Origin of the sequence: Alistipes sp. (assembly GCF_048465575.1) — a bacterium.
GTDB lineage: Bacteria > Bacteroidota > Bacteroidia > Bacteroidales > Rikenellaceae > Alistipes.
In genome coordinates this window covers 190,846-207,418 of the sequence record NZ_DBFWLG010000042.1, presented here as the reverse complement: position 1 = coordinate 207,418, position 16,573 = coordinate 190,846, and the positions used below count along the sequence as shown (strand labels likewise).

General features: G+C 62.6%; 12 protein-coding genes. All 12 read right to left on the bottom strand.

Annotated features, from left to right (window positions below):
* Positions 1-6: 6 nt before the first annotated feature.
* Positions 7-3,162 carry a SusC/RagA family TonB-linked outer membrane protein gene (locus ACMQ11_RS11775; protein ID WP_418992970.1) on the bottom strand — a complete coding sequence of 1,052 codons (3,156 nt, stop codon included), beginning with the start codon at positions 3,160-3,162 and terminating at the stop codon, positions 7-9.
* A gap of 12 nt (positions 3,163-3,174) precedes the next feature.
* Entirely contained in the window at positions 3,175-3,693 is a 519-nt protein-coding gene (locus ACMQ11_RS11770) for a hypothetical protein (protein WP_418992969.1), read from the bottom strand.
* A 6-nt stretch (positions 3,694-3,699) separates the two neighbouring features.
* Positions 3,700-5,100, bottom strand: a complete 1,401-nt coding sequence (locus ACMQ11_RS11765; RefSeq protein ID WP_418992968.1) for an FAD-dependent oxidoreductase — start codon at positions 5,098-5,100, stop codon at positions 3,700-3,702.
* Between the two features lie 26 nt (positions 5,101-5,126).
* Positions 5,127-6,836, bottom strand: a complete 1,710-nt coding sequence (locus tag ACMQ11_RS11760; protein WP_418992967.1) for a hypothetical protein — start codon at positions 6,834-6,836, stop codon at positions 5,127-5,129.
* Positions 6,837-6,843: 7 nt separating this feature from the next.
* Positions 6,844-7,884, bottom strand: a complete 1,041-nt coding sequence (locus ACMQ11_RS11755; RefSeq protein ID WP_418992966.1) for a glycoside hydrolase family 130 protein — start codon at positions 7,882-7,884, stop codon at positions 6,844-6,846.
* Between the two features lie 154 nt (positions 7,885-8,038).
* Positions 8,039-8,803 carry an SGNH/GDSL hydrolase family protein gene (locus ACMQ11_RS11750; RefSeq protein ID WP_418992965.1) on the bottom strand — a complete coding sequence of 255 codons (765 nt, stop codon included), beginning with the start codon at positions 8,801-8,803 and terminating at the stop codon, positions 8,039-8,041.
* Positions 8,804-9,009: 206 nt separating this feature from the next.
* Positions 9,010-9,579, bottom strand: coding sequence for a GDSL-type esterase/lipase family protein (locus ACMQ11_RS11745; protein ID WP_418992964.1), 570 nt, complete (start codon positions 9,577-9,579; stop codon positions 9,010-9,012).
* Between the two features lies 1 nt (position 9,580).
* Positions 9,581-10,996, bottom strand: a complete 1,416-nt coding sequence (locus ACMQ11_RS11740; RefSeq protein WP_418992963.1) for an FAD-dependent oxidoreductase — start codon at positions 10,994-10,996, stop codon at positions 9,581-9,583.
* 308 nt (positions 10,997-11,304) lie between these two features.
* Complete coding sequence (gene mnmG / locus ACMQ11_RS11735; protein WP_418992962.1) at positions 11,305-13,254, bottom strand: tRNA uridine-5-carboxymethylaminomethyl(34) synthesis enzyme MnmG; 1,950 nt, start codon at positions 13,252-13,254, stop codon at positions 11,305-11,307.
* Complete coding sequence (gene ybeY / locus ACMQ11_RS11730; RefSeq protein ID WP_418992961.1) at positions 13,251-13,682, bottom strand: rRNA maturation RNase YbeY; 432 nt, start codon at positions 13,680-13,682, stop codon at positions 13,251-13,253. The genes mnmG and ybeY overlap by 4 nt, the downstream gene beginning before the upstream one ends.
* 11 nt (positions 13,683-13,693) lie before the next feature.
* Positions 13,694-14,818 (bottom strand): murein hydrolase activator EnvC family protein, encoded by a 1,125-nt coding sequence (locus ACMQ11_RS11725; RefSeq protein ID WP_418992960.1) that lies wholly within the window; start codon positions 14,816-14,818, stop codon positions 13,694-13,696.
* A 9-nt stretch (positions 14,819-14,827) separates the two neighbouring features.
* Positions 14,828-16,564, bottom strand: coding sequence for a tetratricopeptide repeat protein (locus tag ACMQ11_RS11720; protein WP_418992959.1), 1,737 nt, complete (start codon positions 16,562-16,564; stop codon positions 14,828-14,830).
* Positions 16,565-16,573: the final 9 nt, after the last annotated feature.

The following is a 16,573-nucleotide window of genomic DNA, read 5'->3' as shown; positions in this document are numbered from 1 at the left end:
GCTTGGTTATTTGAAAGTGATGCTCAGTCCTATGGAGAAAGTCCGGGTCATGGGATATTCGTAGTAGGCGACGCCCCGCGTGACGGGATTCTGCCCGTAGAGGCTCGTCTCGGGGTTGACGCCCGAATAGTCGGTGATGCAGAACACGTTGTCGATGGACAGCGACGGCCTGACCTCGCCGATCCATTTGATCTTGCGCGGTTTCCACGAATAGGCGATCGAGAGGTTGTTCATCTTGAAATAGGAGCCGTCCTCGATGTAGCGGTCCACCAGCTTGCTGATGTCGTGCGCGCTGCTGGCCGGATACCACAGACACAGCCCCTCCTTGCCGTTGTCGGGAATCATCACCTCGCCCTCGGAGTTGCGGATTTCGGGAATCCAGAAATTGTAGAGCGCCCGTTTGTGGGTCTGGGTGCGGTTGAGCTGGATCTGCTGCTGCACGTTGATCAGGTCGTTGCCCACGCTGCCCGAGAAATTGGCACTCAGCGTGAAGCCCCGGTAACGGAACGTCGTGGAGAAGCCGTAGCAGAAATCGGGGGTCGTCTTGCCGATCACCTGCTCCTTCATGTACCCCGCGGCGTCCTTTTCGTAGTCGTAGTTGCCGATCCCCTTGTTGGGGTTGTCGATGGCCGCAGCGGCCTGCTGCTCGGGGGTCTTGATGATGTGCGAGACCTTGTAGCCGTAGATCTCGCCCAGCCGGGCACCCGGAGCGATCCGGAACGGGCTCCACGAATTGACGATCTCGACGCGGTATTCGTCGATGTCGCCCAGCGAGACCATCTCCGAGGTGTTCGTGTACCAGTTGGCCGCGAGGTCCCAGTAGATCTTCTTGGAGCGCAGGAGCACCCCTTTCAGGCTCAGCTCCACGCCGCGGTTGCGCAGGTGGCCGAGGTTCCTCACGCGCGAGCCGTACCCCGTGCTGGGAGCCAGCTGGAGGTTCTGCAACAGGTCGCGGGTGTCTTTCTGGTAGATGTCGGCCGTGAACGCGAGGCGGTTGCGGAACAGGGCAATGTCCAGGCCCACGTTGTACTGGTCGGTTTTCTCCCACCTCAGATCGGGGTTGGGGATGTTCGCATGGGCATAGCCCACGTAGACGCTGTCGCCGAATGCGACCTCCTGCGTGCCTACCAGCGCGAGGGACTTGTAAACCCCCAGGCTCGAGTTGCCCGTCACGCCCCACGAGGCGCGGACCTTGAAATCCGAAAAGAGCGGCACGTCGAAGAACGGCTCGTTGATAAGCCGCCAGGCGAAGCCCGCCGAGGGGAAATAGCCCCACTTGTTGTTTTTGCCGAAGCGGGTGTCGCCGTCGGCGCGCAGCGAGGCGTTGAAGATGTAGCGGTTGTCGTAGTTGTAGACCCCGCGCACGACCAGCGACGCCGAGGCGCGCGCATACTGGCCCGAGGAGGGTTTGTAGTAGTTGGTGGCCGCCCCGAAATTGTAGTTTTCCGTAAGGTCGTTCAGAAAGCCGTAGACCGAGGAGTTGAAACTGCGGCTGGTGTAGTACTGCATCTCGTAGGCTCCGGTGGCCGTCAGGTCGTGGCGGCCGAACTTGCGGTTGTAGGTCACGACGTAGTTGTTCAGCAGGTTGACGCTCTCCCTCCAGCCGAAGAACGCGCGTCCGTTGCCCTGCGTCGAGCCGCGCTTGGTGGACAGGGGGTAATACATGTCTTTGACGTTGCGCGTGTAGTTGACCCCGCCGTTGACCTCGAGCGTGAGGCCCGGAGCGATCCGGTACTTGACCGTGAGGTTTTCGATGGCCGTGATCGTCGAGTTGCGGTCCTTGAACCGCATGGCCTGGATGTAGGGGTTGTCGCTTTCGCGGACCACCCCGTACTCCTCGTCGAAAAGCGTCTGCCCCATCAGGGTCGTCGGGTTGTACATGTAGGCCGCCATCAATACGCCCCGGTTCTCGCCGTTCAGCAGCCCCGTCTGCCCCACCTTGCCGTAGGAGTAAGAGAGTTTGGCCGAATTGGCGAGCGTCCAACGGCGGCCCGGTTTGGCGTCGATGTTGGCGCTGAACGAGTAGCGCTGGAAATCCGAGCCGATCACGATGCCGTCGCACCGGTCGTATCCGCCGCTGATGTAGTAGTTCACGCGGTCGCTGCCTCCCGTCACCGAGAGCATGGTTTTGTTGTAGAATCCTGTGCGGGTCACCACGTCCACCCAATCGGTCGACATGACCGTGCCGTTGCGGTAGTCTTCGGGCGAGGCCTTGTAGGTGCCGTCGCTGCTCCACGACCCGCGGTAAGGCAGCGCGGCGACGGTCTCTTCGTAGCTTTTCCCGCCGTAGTAGACATCCTGCACGATCTTGCGCATGTTGGCGAACCAGGCGAAATCGTAGGCGTCGCAGGGATCGGCGCGGCGAAGCGGCCGTCCGAACGAACAGGTGTTGCTGACGGTAACCCGGGTCTGCCGCGCATAGCCTTTTTTGGTGGTGATGATGACCACGCCGTTGGCTCCCCGGGCGCCGTAAATGGCCGTCGAGGCGGCGTCCTTGAGCACCTCGATCGAAGCGATGTCGGAGGGGTTGAGGAAATTCAGCAGGTTCTGGGGCGGATTGCCGTTGCCCGTCGGGGCTTCGATCTCGGTGTTGCCGCCTTCGATGGGGAAGCCGTCCACCACATAGAGCGGTTCGGTGCCGCCGATCAGGGAGTTGCTGCCGCGGATCAGGAAGCTCAGACCGCCGCCAGGCGAAGCGTCCGACTGGGTGATCTGCACGCCGCTGATGCGACCCTGGAGACCCTGGTCGATAGAGAGCATCTGCTGCCCCTCCATGTTTTCGGCCCGAATCGAGGCGATGGCGCCCGTGATGCTGCTGCGCGGAGCCTGGCCGTAGCCTACATTCACGACCACCTCCTCGATCAGTTTGCGGTCCTCGGCCATGCGCACGTCGATCCGCGTGCGGCCGTTGATCCGCACCGTGCGGGTCTCCAGCCCCAGGAACGAGAAAGTGAGCGACTGGGCCTTCCCGGGCCGGATGCGGTAGCGGCCCGCACGATCGGTCGTGGTGCCCGTGGTCGTGCCGTCGGCCAGAACCGACGCCCCGGCCACGGGGTTGCCGTCGGCGTCTTCGACCTTTCCGGAGACACTCGCGGTCTGTGCCGAGGCGTGCAGACACAGGAGCGTGCATGCAGCGAGTAGAAGCGTATGGAGTTTGACCATGTTCGTGAATTTTTAGGGTTCCGTTTTTTTGAGCAGCACGCGGATGCTCCGTTGCGAGCCGACCCGGTAGTACGGGTTGCCGTTGGGATAGGCGCCTCCGAGCGGGTCTTCGACGATGCGGAACGTCAGTTCGCGGTCGCGGTCCTCGCTGCTGTGGACGCCGGCCGTGAGAAGCAGCCCCGTTTTGAGAGTTCCCTCGCCCATGTTGGCGGTGTAGACGGTCGTGTAATCGCCGTTTTCGGGGTCAGCGGTCTTGTAAACCGGATTGGCGACGGTGCAAACGTCGCCGATCCACGCTTCGGGGTCCTCGACCTCGACATAGACGGTGTAGGCTTTCAGCATGCTCCCTTTCGAGGCCCGGATAACCAGCGGGATCTGCTCTTCGGTGCTTTGTTCGATCTCTATGCGGCTCGTTTCGAACCCTACGGTCGCCGTGCGCTGGTCGAGTTCCAGTTCGCCGTCGTCGCAGGCGGCGGTCAGTGCCGCGCCGGACAGCAGCAGGAGCGGGATAAAGCGTTTCAGGTTGTTCATGGTCGGCTATTCTTGCTTTTGGATGAAGAGGCCCTGTTTGTCGAGACTCGCCCGGAGGGCCCGGATGTCGACGTCGCGCACCCGGCAGCGGCGCCCGGCAGCCAGGGCCGCCGCGGTCCCGGCCGCCTGGCCGATGCTGGCCACGACGGGCTGTACGCGGTAGCCGCTGGCGGCCAGGTGGGTCCCGCTGATGCTCTTCCCCGCCATCAGCAACCCCTCCACGCCGAGCGGAACGAGGCAGCGGTAGGGAATGCCGTGGGGCTTGGTCGCGCGCTGATCCTTGGGGATGTTCTCGCCCCAGGCGTCCAGCCCGTAACTGGTGTAGGCGATGGTGTCGTCGGGGTAGTTTCCGTCCCGCATGTCGTTGGCCGTCAATACGTATTCGCCCCGGATGCGGCGGCTCTCGCGGATGCCGAGCTTGGGCGCCAGGTGCATCTGGAATCCGGCTTCGTGCAGCGTCCGGGCGTCGGGGAGCAGCGTCTTCAGGCAGTTGCGCTGCGCCTGGGCGATGGCGACCGGATCGCGCGTATCCTCGCAGACGGTCGTGGCGCCCCAGTGGAGGTAGATGCCCGCGCGGCGTTCGACGTGCTGTTCGCGCACCCAGGTGTTCAGGTCATCCTCGACCAGCCCGCGCGACTTGAGGCGGCTCCACGGCAGCACCGCGTCTGGCCGGAGACGCTGGCTGACGTACATCCACGTGCAGCGCTGCACCTTGTCGTCGGGCAGCTCCGCTCCGATCCGCTCGCCGAAAGCCGCCCGTCCGTCGCGGCCGTAGAGGACGGGCGCGCCGGCGCGCCAGCCGATCTCGCCCGTGCCCGTGGCGTCGACCGTGACCCGGGCGCGGATGGTCTGCGTGGCGCCCATGCGGTCGATCTTCACGCCCCGCACGGTGTTGCGGCTTCCCTTTTCGGAGAGCACCAGCCCGCAGACGCGCGCACCGCACAGCAGGCGGATGTTCTTCTCGGCGGCGATCATCCGGCTCACGACCAGCATGAAAGACGAGGGCAGGTACCAGTGGTTCTTGCCGTTGGCGCCGTCCGGGCCGAAATCGGGTTTCGGAGCGCCCGAAAGGGTATACTCCGCATCGAGCGTCTGCGCCATTTCGCGGTAGATACCCACGCGGGGACCGCCGCAGAGCATCGAGACATACATGTTCACGGGTGCGCCTCCGGGTGTCATGTCCTGTTCGAGCAGGATCACCTTGGCTCCGGCCCGGGCGGCGGCAATGGCTGCGGGAATACCCGAGGCTCCGGCGCCGACCACGATCACATCGGCCTCCAGGTCGGGCATCGACGAGACGCTGTTTCCGCGCTCCGCCGATTCGTCCGCGAAGACGAATGCGGGGCTCAGGACGCTCGCAGCCGCGACGCCCACGCCCAGTTTTTTGATAAAGTCTCTTCTGTCCATATCGGTAGTTTTTCGGGTTGTCGCTTTCAGAGGCGGAAATCCACGGCGATCCGGTCCACGTACAGCACCCCGTTCCGGATGCTGCGCCGCCCGCCCGCGGGCAGCAGGACCACGACCCGGGCCGTGTCGGGCGCAAGGTCGAAATACTGGACCCCGGACTTTCCGCGGCAGAGGTAGCTGCGCGACACGATGTCGTAGAGGTCGCAGGTTTCGCTGCCGAGGTCGATGCGGACCGATTTGCGCTCCCCGTAGGGGTTGTAGTAGAGGTAGGTTGGATAGGCTCGGGCGAAGAGGTCGGTGGCCGTGCAGTCGAGTTGCAGGATCTTCTCGATGTTGGTGGGCCGCACTGTGGCGCCGAAGATGCCCGCATAGGCCGAGCCGTAGATGCTCAGCATGGAGTGCTGCGGGTTGCCCGCGACCCATTGGGGGCCGTCGCCCGTGGCGATGCCCTCGACGCCCCGCAGGCGGGGGTCTGCGTATTTGTCGTAGCGGCGGAATCCCTCGTAGGCGATCACCCCGCGTGCGGGCGACGGGTCGGTGAGCGACTGGTTGGACGGTTCGACGTACTGCGGATAGAAATAGCGGGCATTGCCCACGGCATTGACGGCCCAGCGGCCCACGGCCCGGGCGAACGACTGGTCGTAGCGGACGGCGGGCAGCAAAGGCCACATCAGCGCAAAGGTGTTCATGGCGAAAGCGTACTCTTCCGATACGCTGCCGCAGAGCCCGTCCACGGCGTAGGAGCCGAAGCGTCCCGTCAGCACGCCCCAGCCGGGCCGCGCTGCGGATTGCCCGTCGAACGTCCAGTCGAGGAACTTGGCCACGTCGTAGGCGGTTCCCTGCTCGGCGTTCATCCGGGCGGCCAAATAGACGGCAAAGGGCATGATGACCTCGTAGAACGGACTTGCGGTCTCGGCATTCAGCGCATTCATCGCCGACTGTGCGGCCCGCAGGTAGCGCGGATCGCCGTATTTGCACCAGGCGCCGTAGAGGACGTAGGCGAAGCCCGCCGCCGCGTCGCTCTGCACCATCCGTTCGCGGTTGCCGGGCTGCATGCGTCCGAAATCGAATTCCCGCATGCGGTAGCTGCCCACCGTGTGCATGATGACCGAATCGGCCGCCGTGAATCGTTCGGCCACCGTGCGCATGATCGGGTCCACCCCCTCGACGTCGGGATAGTGCCCGCCGATGGCGTAGAAGAGCATGTTGGGAAAGATGTCGTACCAGAAATCGCGTCCGTATCCGCCTCCGAGCGCGCCCGCTTCGGGGCATGTGTTGTTCATCACGATATTCCACCCCGTCGCCGAATTGAAATAGTTCTGGCACATCCGCACCCAGTTCATCCCCTGCTGCCGGCTTTTGTCGATCCCCGCGAGCGTCGCGCCGTAGATCGAGCCGAGCACGCCGATGGCCTCGTGGTGCTCGCCGTTGTTGCGGTCGGGACCCTGCCTGCGGTCGCCCAGCGCCGTATAAAGGCCGTAGGAGACGATCGGCACGTTGCGCTGCGCGCTGTCGAGCCAGATGAGGGGCAGGTCCTCTCCGCGGGCGTCGAAATCGTAGAGGTAGCGGTCCAGGTCGAGGGCGATCTGCCGCCAGTCGGCCAGTCGGAACCTTTCGGGTGCCGAGGGCATGGTCTCGATGCGCTCCACGGTGCGCTGTTCGACCGGAGGATGGTGCGGCGTACAGCCCGCGAACAGGACTGAAAGAAATGGGAGGATGAGTAGGAGGTGTTGCATGGGTGCTTTATTGGAGTGTTGCGAGTATTTCGGAGACGGAGAGCTCGGCCCCGCAAACCACCCGGTCCGAAGCGCCGTAATAGAGGGTCAGGCGGTCGCCGTCCACCAGGTGTCCGTTGGTGAAGATCACCTCGCCGAAGAAGCCCGAGCGTTCGTACGACGTTTCCGGTTCCATGACGGGTCGTACGGAGCGGGCCACTACGCGCGCCGGGTCGTCGCGGTCGAGCAGCAGCGCGCCGAGGGCGTAGCGGTTGTTGCGGTCGGCGCCGTGGTAGATCTCCAGCCACCCCTCCGGGGTGAGGATCGGTTGGGCTCCGGCCCCTACCCTGGCTTCGTCCCACATGCCGGGGCGCGTATGGGCGATACAGCGGTGGTTGCCCCAATGCAGCAGGTCCCGAGATTCGGCCAGCCAGATGTAATTGCCGCCCAGTTCGGGGCTGCTGGGACGGTGCAGCAGGTAGTGCCTGTCGCCGATGGGGCGGTCGAACAGCGCGCAATCCTTGTTGTGCGGGGGCAGGATCAGTCCGTGACGCCGGAACGTGCGCCAGTCGCGGGTGGAGATCATCCCCACCCCCACCCCGTGCGGCGACACGGCCGTGTAGGTCAGGTAAAAGGTTTCGAAGATGCGGCAGACGCGGCAATCTTCGATGCCGTACGATTCGTACTCTCCCTGGCCCGTGATCGGCCCGTATTCGGGTCCCGGGTCGCGGAAACGGATGCCATCTTCGCTGCACAGGAGCCGCAGGTGGGACAGCGTGGTCAGGTAGTCGGCGCCGCGGTAGCGGACAACGCGCGGGTCCGAAAGGTCGAGTTCGGGGTCCGAGGCGTCGATCTCCACGATCCGCGCCGCGCCGTTTTCGAGGACCGGGAACGACACGACACCCGGCCGCTGTTCGGGACGTTCGGCCACGCGCAACAGCAGCCAGGTCTTGCCGGCGAAGCGAAATGCGCCCGGATTGAGCAGGCACTCGGTCTTCATGCCGGGCAAAAGGGGTGCAACGTCGGCCGGTTGCACCAGGGGGTTGTTTTCGAATCTTCGGATAGCCATTTTTCTGGTCGGTCGGTAGTCCGTTCGGACTGGTTGGCAATGCAAAAGTAACTTTCGCATCCTTAGCCGCCGTCTCTTATGATTTCAAAAAGGTATACTAAAAAGAGAACCCAGATCATTCGGGTTCTCTTTCCTTAATACGGTTCTGTTTGAACTACTCTTCGGCGACCTCCACTGCGTCGAGCCAGGCCCGGGCGATCAGTTCGATTCCGGCGGAGAAAGGGTGGACGCCGTCGGCCGAAAATTTCTTTTTGCCGTAGCGCTCCCCCGCCCGGTCGAAATGCTCCTGAAGCGGAACGAATACGGCTTCGAACTCCCCGGCTACCCGTTTCGTTACGGGCTGATAGGCACGGAATCCCGGCAGGAAACTGTCGGTCTTCTCGCGGATTCCGGCTATGGCATAGGGCTCCATGACGATCAGCCGCACGCCAGGTAGCCCCTCCCGGATACGTGTGAGCAGTTCGCGCAGGTCCGTTTCGTACTTTTCGGGATCGCCCTTGCCGGTGCGAGCCAGCGAGAGCGAATAGTCGTTGATGCCCGTCAGGACGGAGACAACCGTCGGTTTGTAACGCAGTCCGAGGCAGTCTTTGTCCAGCCGGGCCGTCATTTGGAACGTCTTGTTGCCGTTGATGCCGCGGTTCCAGAAGCGGAACCCCATCTTCGGGTAGCGGCACGCCAGCGACGATGAGACCGAGAGGACGTATCCGCCTCCCAGAGCGTCGGGTTTCGAGACACCCCCGTTTTCCCGGTTGCGGTTGCCGTCTGTGATCGAATCGCCGTAAAAGAGGATGCAGTCGTCTTTGCGGAGTTGCAGCCGGGGCTGTCCGCTCTTTCGGATGCGGGCGGCGAGTTGCGGAGCGACGAACAGCGCCAGCGACGCCAGGGAGGCGGTTCGGAGGAATTTTCTTCGTGAAATCATGGTTACAGGGGATTGACGTAGGACAGCCAGCCGTCGCACATCAGCCGCACCCCGGCCAGCGAGGGATGCACGCCGTCGGTCGAGAAATGGCGCGGCGGAGCTTCGGCGGCCGCCTCGGCATAAATTTGCCGGTAGGGAATGAAGGCGGCGTCGAACTCTTCGGCCAGGCGGCGTACTACGCGGGGATAGCTTTCGAATTCGGGATACTAGGCGTCGATTTTGTCGCGCGAGCCTTTGAGGGCATAGGGCTCGCCGAGGATGAACCGCACGCCGGGCAGCGCCTCCCGGATGCGGGTGAGAAGGTCGCGGTATCGACGCTCGAAACCCGCGGGGTCGCCCCGGCCCGTTGCCGAGAACGATACGTTGAAATCGTTGACACCCAGCAGTATACTTATTACGCTGGGTTTCAGCTTGATACAGTCTGTTTCCAGCCGCGCTGCGAGCTTTGGGACCGTATCTCCGTTTATCCCCGTGTTGTAGATTTTGAGGTTTTTCTCCGGGAAAAGGTAGTTCAGCCGGGTCGCCGTCAACTGCACGTATCCGTTTCCGAGGGCCCGGATGTGGTTGGCCAGACGGTAGTATTTCCGTTCCCGGCTGCCGTCGGTGATCGAGTCGCCCGTGAAGAGCACGATCTCGTTTTCTGCAAGCCGGAAGCCCTTGCCTCTGGGTTCGAAAGGGCTCTTTTCCCGCTTCCGTGCTAAGATTTCGCCACCTGCGGGAAGCGTCGCCAGGGCTGCGCCGATGGCAGCGTTTTTCAGAAATGAACGCCTGTCCATGCTATTTTCTGCGAATTTTGGCGTCGAAAAGACCGGCCTTTTCGAGTTTTCCGGTCAATTCCGCGATTTCGATGTCGCGGGCCGAGATGCTGCGGAGTGCCGCTATCGCCGCAGCCGTACCGGCCGCCTGCCCGATGCTGGCGACGATAGGCTGCACGCGGTAGGAGCTCATGGCCAGATGCGAACCGCTGATGCTCCGTCCGGCGACGAGCAGCCCTTCGACTTCGAGCGGCAGCAGCGAACGGTAGGGAATACCGTACGACTTGACGCGGGCATCCTCTTTCTTGATGTGTTCGCCCCAGGCGTCTATCCCGTAGTTGCACCAGGCTACCGTATCCTCCGGGAACAGTCCCTGTTTGAGGTGTTGGACCGTGAGGACGTACTCCCCTCGGATGCGCCGAACCTCCCGAACGCCGATTTTCGGGGCGAGGTGAACCTGGTAGCCGGCCTTGCGGTACTCCGCAAAGTCGTTCCTCAGGGATTCGAGCGCTTCGGCCTGCGTGGCGGCCAGTTCCACCGGATCGCGCGTGTCCCTGCATTCGAAACGACCGCCCCAATGGAGATACAATCCTCCGGCCCGGGCGACGTCCGGTTGACGGAGCCAGCCGTGGTTGTCCTCGACCATCCCTTTCCAGCGCAGCTTCTCCCACGGGAGCAGCGCTCCCGGGACCAGCGCCTGCGTAATGAACTGCCAGGTGCAGGACTGCACCCTGCTTTCGGGCGCTTCCTTGCCGATCGCTTCGCCGAATGCCGCCCGTCCGTCGCGTCCGTACATGACCGGAGCCCCGGCCAGTTCACCGATCAGCCCCGTTCCCGTTGCGTCGACGGTCATCGTTGCGAATACCTCCTGCCGGAATCCGCCCCGATCGACAGCGGCGCCGACGACACGGGTGCGGTTGCCTTTCGCCCGGACGATCAGTTCGTTTACGCGCGCCCCGCACAGGAGGGTGATGTTCTTTTCCCGGGCGAGCATTTCGTGGATGGCCAGCACGTAGGACGAGGGCAGGTACCAGTGGTTGCGTTTGTTCGTGCCGTCGACCCCGAAATCGGGACGGGCGGCTCCGGTCGTGGTGTAGTTGCGATTGAGCAGCTGGATCATCTCCCGGAAGATCCCTACGCGGGGCGTGCCGCACAACATGGCGACGTACATGTCCACGGGGGCTCCTCCCGGAACCAGGTCCTCTTCCAACAGCACTACGCGGGCGCCCTCGCGTGCCGCGGCGATGGCTGCGGGCACCCCCGACGGGCCAGCGCCGATCACGAGAACGTCGGTTTCGATAGGGTCGAGTTTGCGGCTGCCGTCCTTTTTGGTGCGTTCCGAACGCTCCGTAGCGGCCAGTTGCAGCGGGTCTATCACCCCGATGGCTGCGGCTATTCCGGCGGAACGGATGAAATCGCGGCGGGTTATCTTTTTCATCGGATCGTGTGTTTGGTGTAGTGCAAATGTAAGCGGGAACCTTGCTCCGAACGGTATTCGTATGTAACAAAAAGGTATGCTATGATTGCAAATTGCGGTTGTGAGCCGTCTGAGAGCCGCATGTCTGCCGGAAAACGGGTTCCGGAACCTGATGCTTGTTGAGGCAGTAGATGTTCGACGGAGGGTGGCCAGTCGGTGCGTCTTGCTTTCTTTCTTATTGCGATTACCTCTTTGATTCCCAATTGTTTATTGGTTCTGTGTTCCACGTGGAACGAAATTCGCAGGATTGTTCCACGTGGAACGCTATCCTACCGGCCGAATTTTACGATCAGCACGTTGATGTCGGCCGGGGAGACGCCGGGGATGTGCGATGCCTGGCCGATGGTGGTTGGGCGGATACGCGAAAGTTTTTGGCGGGCTTCGATTGTGAGCGAATTCATGGAGTGAAAATCGAAATCATCGGGAATGCGGATGCTTTCCAGACGATGCAGCTTTTCGGCGATGAATTTTTCCCGCTCGATGTAGCCGCGGTATTTGATTTGAATTTCCGCCTCCTCGATGGCCTCGGCACTTATCGCGTTTGTCTGGACGAATTCGTCGAGTTGCGGAAGCACCGGCCGGAGTGTCTCGAACGTGACATTGTTCCGCATCAGGATGTCCGACAGCTTGCGACCCTGCGTCAACGGCTCCGAATCGATCGATTTCAGGTAGTCGTTAATTTCGGCTGCTCTGATGCTCTGCCGGCGTGCGAACGAAATAAGCGATTCTACGGACGATTTTTTTTGGACGAAATATGCGTATTGTTCATGCGACACGAGACCGATTTCGTGACCGAGCGGGGTCAACCGCATATCGGCATTGTCCTGCCGAAGCAAAATCCGGTATTCGGCGCGCGAGGTGAACATGCGGTAGGGTTCGTCGACCCCTTTCGTAACCAGGTCGTCGATCAGTACGCCGATATAGGCTTCGTCGCGTTTCAAGACGACCGGCTCCTTCCCTGCCAGGAAGCGGTGCGCATTGATTCCCGCCAGCAGCCCTTGTGCTGCGGCCTCCTCGTAGCCAGTGGTTCCGTTGACCTGGCCGGCAAAATAGAGACCCGAGACGTGCTTGGTTTCGAGCGTATGATGGAGTTGCGTGGGCGGAAAATAGTCGTATTCGATTGCATATCCGGGACGGAATATATGCAAGTCTTCGAATCCGCGAATTTTATGCAACGCTTCCCACTGTACATTCCACGGTAGCGACGAAGAGAAGCCGTTGAGGTAGTATTCGTTGGTCGAGCGGCCCTCGGGTTCGAGGAATAGCTGATGCTGCTCCTTGTCGGCAAAAGTGTGCAGTTTGTCCTCGATCGAGGGACAATAGCGCGGTCCTATGCCGCGGATCGTGCCGTTGAAGAGCGGCGAGTCCGCAAAGCCGCCGCGCAGCGTTTCGTGGACCTCCGGCGAGGTGTATACCAGAAAGCACGGCAACTGCTCCCGGACCGGTTCGGTATCGGGCGAAAACGAAAATTTGGCCGGATTTTCATCGCCGTATTGCGGTTCCAAAGCCTCGAAATCGATGGTCCGTGCATCGAGCCGCGCCGGGGTTCCGGTCTTCATGCGTCCCGTTTCGAATCCGACAGCCTGCAAACAGGCCGTCAGCCCGTGGGACGCGGCATCGCCCGCGCGGCCGCCCTCGGCCTGTGCGGTGCCGCAGTGCATCCTGCCGTCGAGGAAAGTTCCCGCCGTCAGCACGACGGCGCGGCACGAAAACTCGACACCCATGCGGGTGCGTACGCCCCGTATCCGCCGTCGTCCCGAAGCTGCTCCCGAAGCTGTTCTTGAAGCCCACTCCGATCCTGCTCCCGCTACCGGATCCGCTTCCGGAACCGTCTCGAAAAGCAGTTCCTCGGCTGCGTCCTGCCAGATGTAGAGGTTCAGCGTGTTTTCCAGCGTGTGCCGCCACTCCTCCGAAAAGCGCGTCTTGTCGCATTGCGCCCGGGGACTCCACATGGCCGCGCCTTTCGAGCGGTTGAGCATCCGGAACTGGATGGCAGTGCGGTCGGTAATGCGGCCCATTTGGCCTCCCAAAGCATCTATCTCTCTGACTATCTGCCCTTTGGCCACACCTCCGACGGCCGGATTGCACGACATGGCGGCCATCTTCGACATGTCCATCGTCAGCAGCAGCGTGCGTGACCCGAGCCGCGCGGCGGCTGAGGCGGCTTCGCATCCGGCGTGTCCCGCGCCGATCACGATGATGTCGTAGTCGAGTGTCATGCTTTCTCCCAGAATTTCAGGTACTTATCCTCCTTGCGGTGCATCTGTGCATTCGTGCGGGGCGTCTTGTCGCCCTGGCCACAGAGGTGCAGCACCCCGTGGACCACCACCCTGCGCATCTCCCCGAGGCGCGTGGCGCCGTAGCGGCGTGCGTTGTCCGCCACGGTCTCGACGTCGATGAATATATCGCCCGCAATCTCCCGGGCGCCCTTGCGGTCGCTGTAATCGAACGTAATGACGTCCGTATAGTAGTCGTGGCCGAGGTATTGGCGGTTCATCTCCAACAGCCGCCGGGCCGAGCAGAAGATGTAGTTGACCTCCGTGAGCGTGTACCCCTCGGCTGCCGCCACCTCGTGGAGCCACCGGGCGGTCAGCCGTTTCTGCGGCAGGCGGTAGGTGCAGTCGTCCGTATAGTAATGTACAGCCATGCGTTGTTCGATTATTTGCGGAAACAGTTTTCGGCCCGCAATTTCTGCGCCGGATCGGGCGGGTAGATGCCGAACACGAGTTTGTACTCGGTCTCCATCGTGAGGATGTTGACCGCCGAACCGATGGTGCCCAGTTGCGCGTTTCTTGCCACTTTCTGGCCTTTCTCGATGCAGATCGTCCCCAGGTTGGCGTATGAGGTGATATAGTCACCGTGCGCCACGTAAACGTCGTATTTGTTGGTAATGCGGTTGCGCTTGATGTCGACCACCTTGCCCTCGTAGATCGAGACGACGTGCGCCCCCTTGGGACCCGTGATCTCGGCCATGTTCTCCTTGTAGCGCTTCACGCGCCCGGCCGTTACGGGGAGCCGCAACCCGGTGGTTTTCGACGAGAACGACGCGCCGGCCGTGTTGCCGCGCGTGAGTTTGCGCAGTTCGCCGATGGCTACGTCCAACTGTTGCTCCTGCGAGATTTTGCGCTGGAGGGCCGTTTTCTCCTTTTGGGAGAGCTGGCGGATGCTGGCGCGGGCGTTGCGGGCGTCGCGTTGCAGACTCAGCTTCTGGGCCGACACTTTCCGCGTCACCGAATCGAGCGACCGCTTGCGGTTGTCGAGCAGCTCCTTTTCGCGTGCGACCTGCCCCTTGAGCGAGTCGATGTCGCGCAGTTTGCGTTCGCGTGCCGAGGCCATTTCGCGCAGCGAGGCGATCCGCCGGGCCACGTCCTGAAAATTGCGCGACGAAAAGAGGTAGGTGAGGTAGTTGTGGTGGCGGTAATTGCGATAGGCCTCGCGCACCAGGACGGCGTATTGCGTGCGGTTGCGGTCGAGGGCCGCCGTGAGGTCCCCGGCCACGCTGTCCGCGCGGGCGATCTCCTCGCGCAGCAGGCGGGCCTGTTTCTCGGTCTCTTCGAGCAGCTGGTTGCGCGAGTCGATCTGCCGCGCCAGGCGTTTCACGCGCTCTTCGGTCGCGGTGCGGCCCTTCTTGAGCTTCGAAATCTCCTGCTCCTGGTCGGCGATCCGCTTTTCGAGGGCCGCAATGACGCGCTTTTGCTCCTCGATGCGGCTGTCGTGCTGCGCCGGTGCAGGCCACGAAAGCAGCAGGAATGCGAGGGTCAGTATCGTGCAGAGGGGTTTCATCGGCCGGGATTACTCTTTTTTGCCGCTTTCGATCCGGCGTGCGATTTCGGAGGCGTCGTACCCTTTTTCGAGGGCCTTGCGCCAATAGACCTCCGCGAGGAAGCGCTCACCCAAGGCGTCGAGAATGTCGCCGTAATGCAGGAGCAACTCGGGACTTTGCTGCGTGTCGAGCGACACGGCCTGCTGCATGATCTTGCGGGCTTCGGCCGTGCGGCCCAGGCGGAAGAGCACCCAGGCGTGGGTGTCGAGGTAGGTGGGGTTGTTGTCCGTGAGCGCCACCACGCGGCTCGACATTTCGAGCGCCCGCTCCAGGTCGCGGCCCTCGACGGCCAAAAAATAGGCGTAGTTGTTCAGAACCAGCGTGTTGTCTGCCTGGTAGCACAGGCTCCGGTCGTAGGCTTTGTAGCTTTCGGCCACGGCCTTGCGCCGCTTGTGGCCCTCGGTGGCTTCGGCCTGCCGGTGCCACGTGTCGCCGATCAGGCCCCAGACGACGCTGCGCAGCGAATCCGTCGCCGCATGGCGCAGCGAGCGCTTGTAGGCCTCGATGGCGTCGTCGTACTGTCCGGTGTAATTGAGCACGTTGCCCTTGGCTAGGTGGAACTCCGCCTTTCCGGGGAACAACTCCAGAGCCCGGGTGACATAGCGGTCGACCGAGTCGGGACGCTTCAGATAGCTCTCGATGTCGATCACCGAGCGGTAGTAGCTCTCCACGGGCGGTGTGTCCCCCAGATGCAGTTTGTAGAGTGCAAGTGCCTCGTCCAGCTCGCCCGAGGCGATCAGGTGGTTGGCGTAGAGCTCCACCACGCGCCGGTCGCGGGGGTAGCGGATGGCCAGCGTCGAGGCCAGGTCGTTGAGCTGGAAATAGAATTCGCGGTAGAAGCGTGTGTCGGCCGTGAGTTGTTCGAACCGATCTACCTTGGCCTCGAGCGGCATGGCGTCGACGAGGAACATGCGCTTGGTCACGTTCAACAATGCCCGGTAGTCGTGGCGGCTGTTGTAGAAATCGGCCAGCGAGCCGAGCGTCGCCAGGTTGGTCGAGTCGATTTGCAAGGCGCGGTCGTACTCCCCGAGCGCCAGCGAATCCTGCTTGGCCAGGGCGTAGAGGTCGGCCAGCACTACGTGGTGCCGGTCCTCGTAGGGGTCGGTTTCGACCAGCGCGCGGGCTTCGTCGATGGCCTTGTCCAGCTGGTTCGTGGCCACCAGCATCCGCCGCTTCATGGCGCTCAGGAGCGGAATGCGGCCGAAGCGCAGCTCGGCCGAATCGAGCGTGGCGATGGCTGAAAAGGGCATTTGCGCCTGGTCGTAAAGCGCGGCCAGAATGCGGTAGGTATCGGGATTCTTGGGGTCCCGCTCCCGGAGGTCGCGGAAGACCTGCAACGCCTCGCCGTAGCGCTCCGCCAAAAGCAGCGTCTGGCCGTAGAACTGGTGGTACCACTTGTTCGCGGTATCGAGCCGGTAGGCGCGGCGGGCCATTTCGACGGCTTCGGCGGGCTCGAACCAGCCTCCGGCGGCCAGTTCGTACCAGGCCGGGGCGTAGGCCGAATCGCGGCGCACCGCTTCGAGGAAGAACTCTTTGGCCCGGAGCGAGTCGCCCGCAATGGCGTTCTGTTTGATCCCTTCGGTGTAGAGGTAGACGCTGCGCAGCGAATCGGGAAATCCGGTCGTCCGTGCGGGCCCTTTCCCCGCGACGAAAGCCGTGGAGAAGAGCACGAGGCAGAGGGCGAAGATCGCAGCGGTGCGTTTCATGAGGTTGTG

What these genes read in the sequence shown, in the direction of transcription:
- ACMQ11_RS11775 (WP_418992970.1), bottom strand. Translation starts at nt 3,162, where the DNA reads ATGGTCAAACTCCATACGCTTCTACTCGCTGCATGCACGCTCCTGTGT.
- ACMQ11_RS11770 (WP_418992969.1), bottom strand. Translation starts at nt 3,693, where the DNA reads ATGAACAACCTGAAACGCTTTATCCCGCTCCTGCTGCTGTCCGGCGCG.
- ACMQ11_RS11765 (WP_418992968.1), bottom strand. Translation starts at nt 5,100, where the DNA reads ATGGACAGAAGAGACTTTATCAAAAAACTGGGCGTGGGCGTCGCGGCT.
- ACMQ11_RS11760 (WP_418992967.1), bottom strand. Translation starts at nt 6,836, where the DNA reads ATGCAACACCTCCTACTCATCCTCCCATTTCTTTCAGTCCTGTTCGCG.
- ACMQ11_RS11755 (WP_418992966.1), bottom strand. Translation starts at nt 7,884, where the DNA reads ATGGCTATCCGAAGATTCGAAAACAACCCCCTGGTGCAACCGGCCGAC.
- ACMQ11_RS11750 (WP_418992965.1), bottom strand. Translation starts at nt 8,803, where the DNA reads ATGATTTCACGAAGAAAATTCCTCCGAACCGCCTCCCTGGCGTCGCTG.
- ACMQ11_RS11745 (WP_418992964.1), bottom strand. Translation starts at nt 9,579, where the DNA reads ATGGACAGGCGTTCATTTCTGAAAAACGCTGCCATCGGCGCAGCCCTG.
- ACMQ11_RS11740 (WP_418992963.1), bottom strand. Translation starts at nt 10,996, where the DNA reads ATGAAAAAGATAACCCGCCGCGATTTCATCCGTTCCGCCGGAATAGCC.
- mnmG (WP_418992962.1), bottom strand. Translation starts at nt 13,254, where the DNA reads ATGACACTCGACTACGACATCATCGTGATCGGCGCGGGACACGCCGGA.
- ybeY (WP_418992961.1), bottom strand. Translation starts at nt 13,682, where the DNA reads ATGGCTGTACATTACTATACGGACGACTGCACCTACCGCCTGCCGCAG.
- ACMQ11_RS11725 (WP_418992960.1), bottom strand. Translation starts at nt 14,818, where the DNA reads ATGAAACCCCTCTGCACGATACTGACCCTCGCATTCCTGCTGCTTTCG.
- ACMQ11_RS11720 (WP_418992959.1), bottom strand. Translation starts at nt 16,564, where the DNA reads ATGAAACGCACCGCTGCGATCTTCGCCCTCTGCCTCGTGCTCTTCTCC.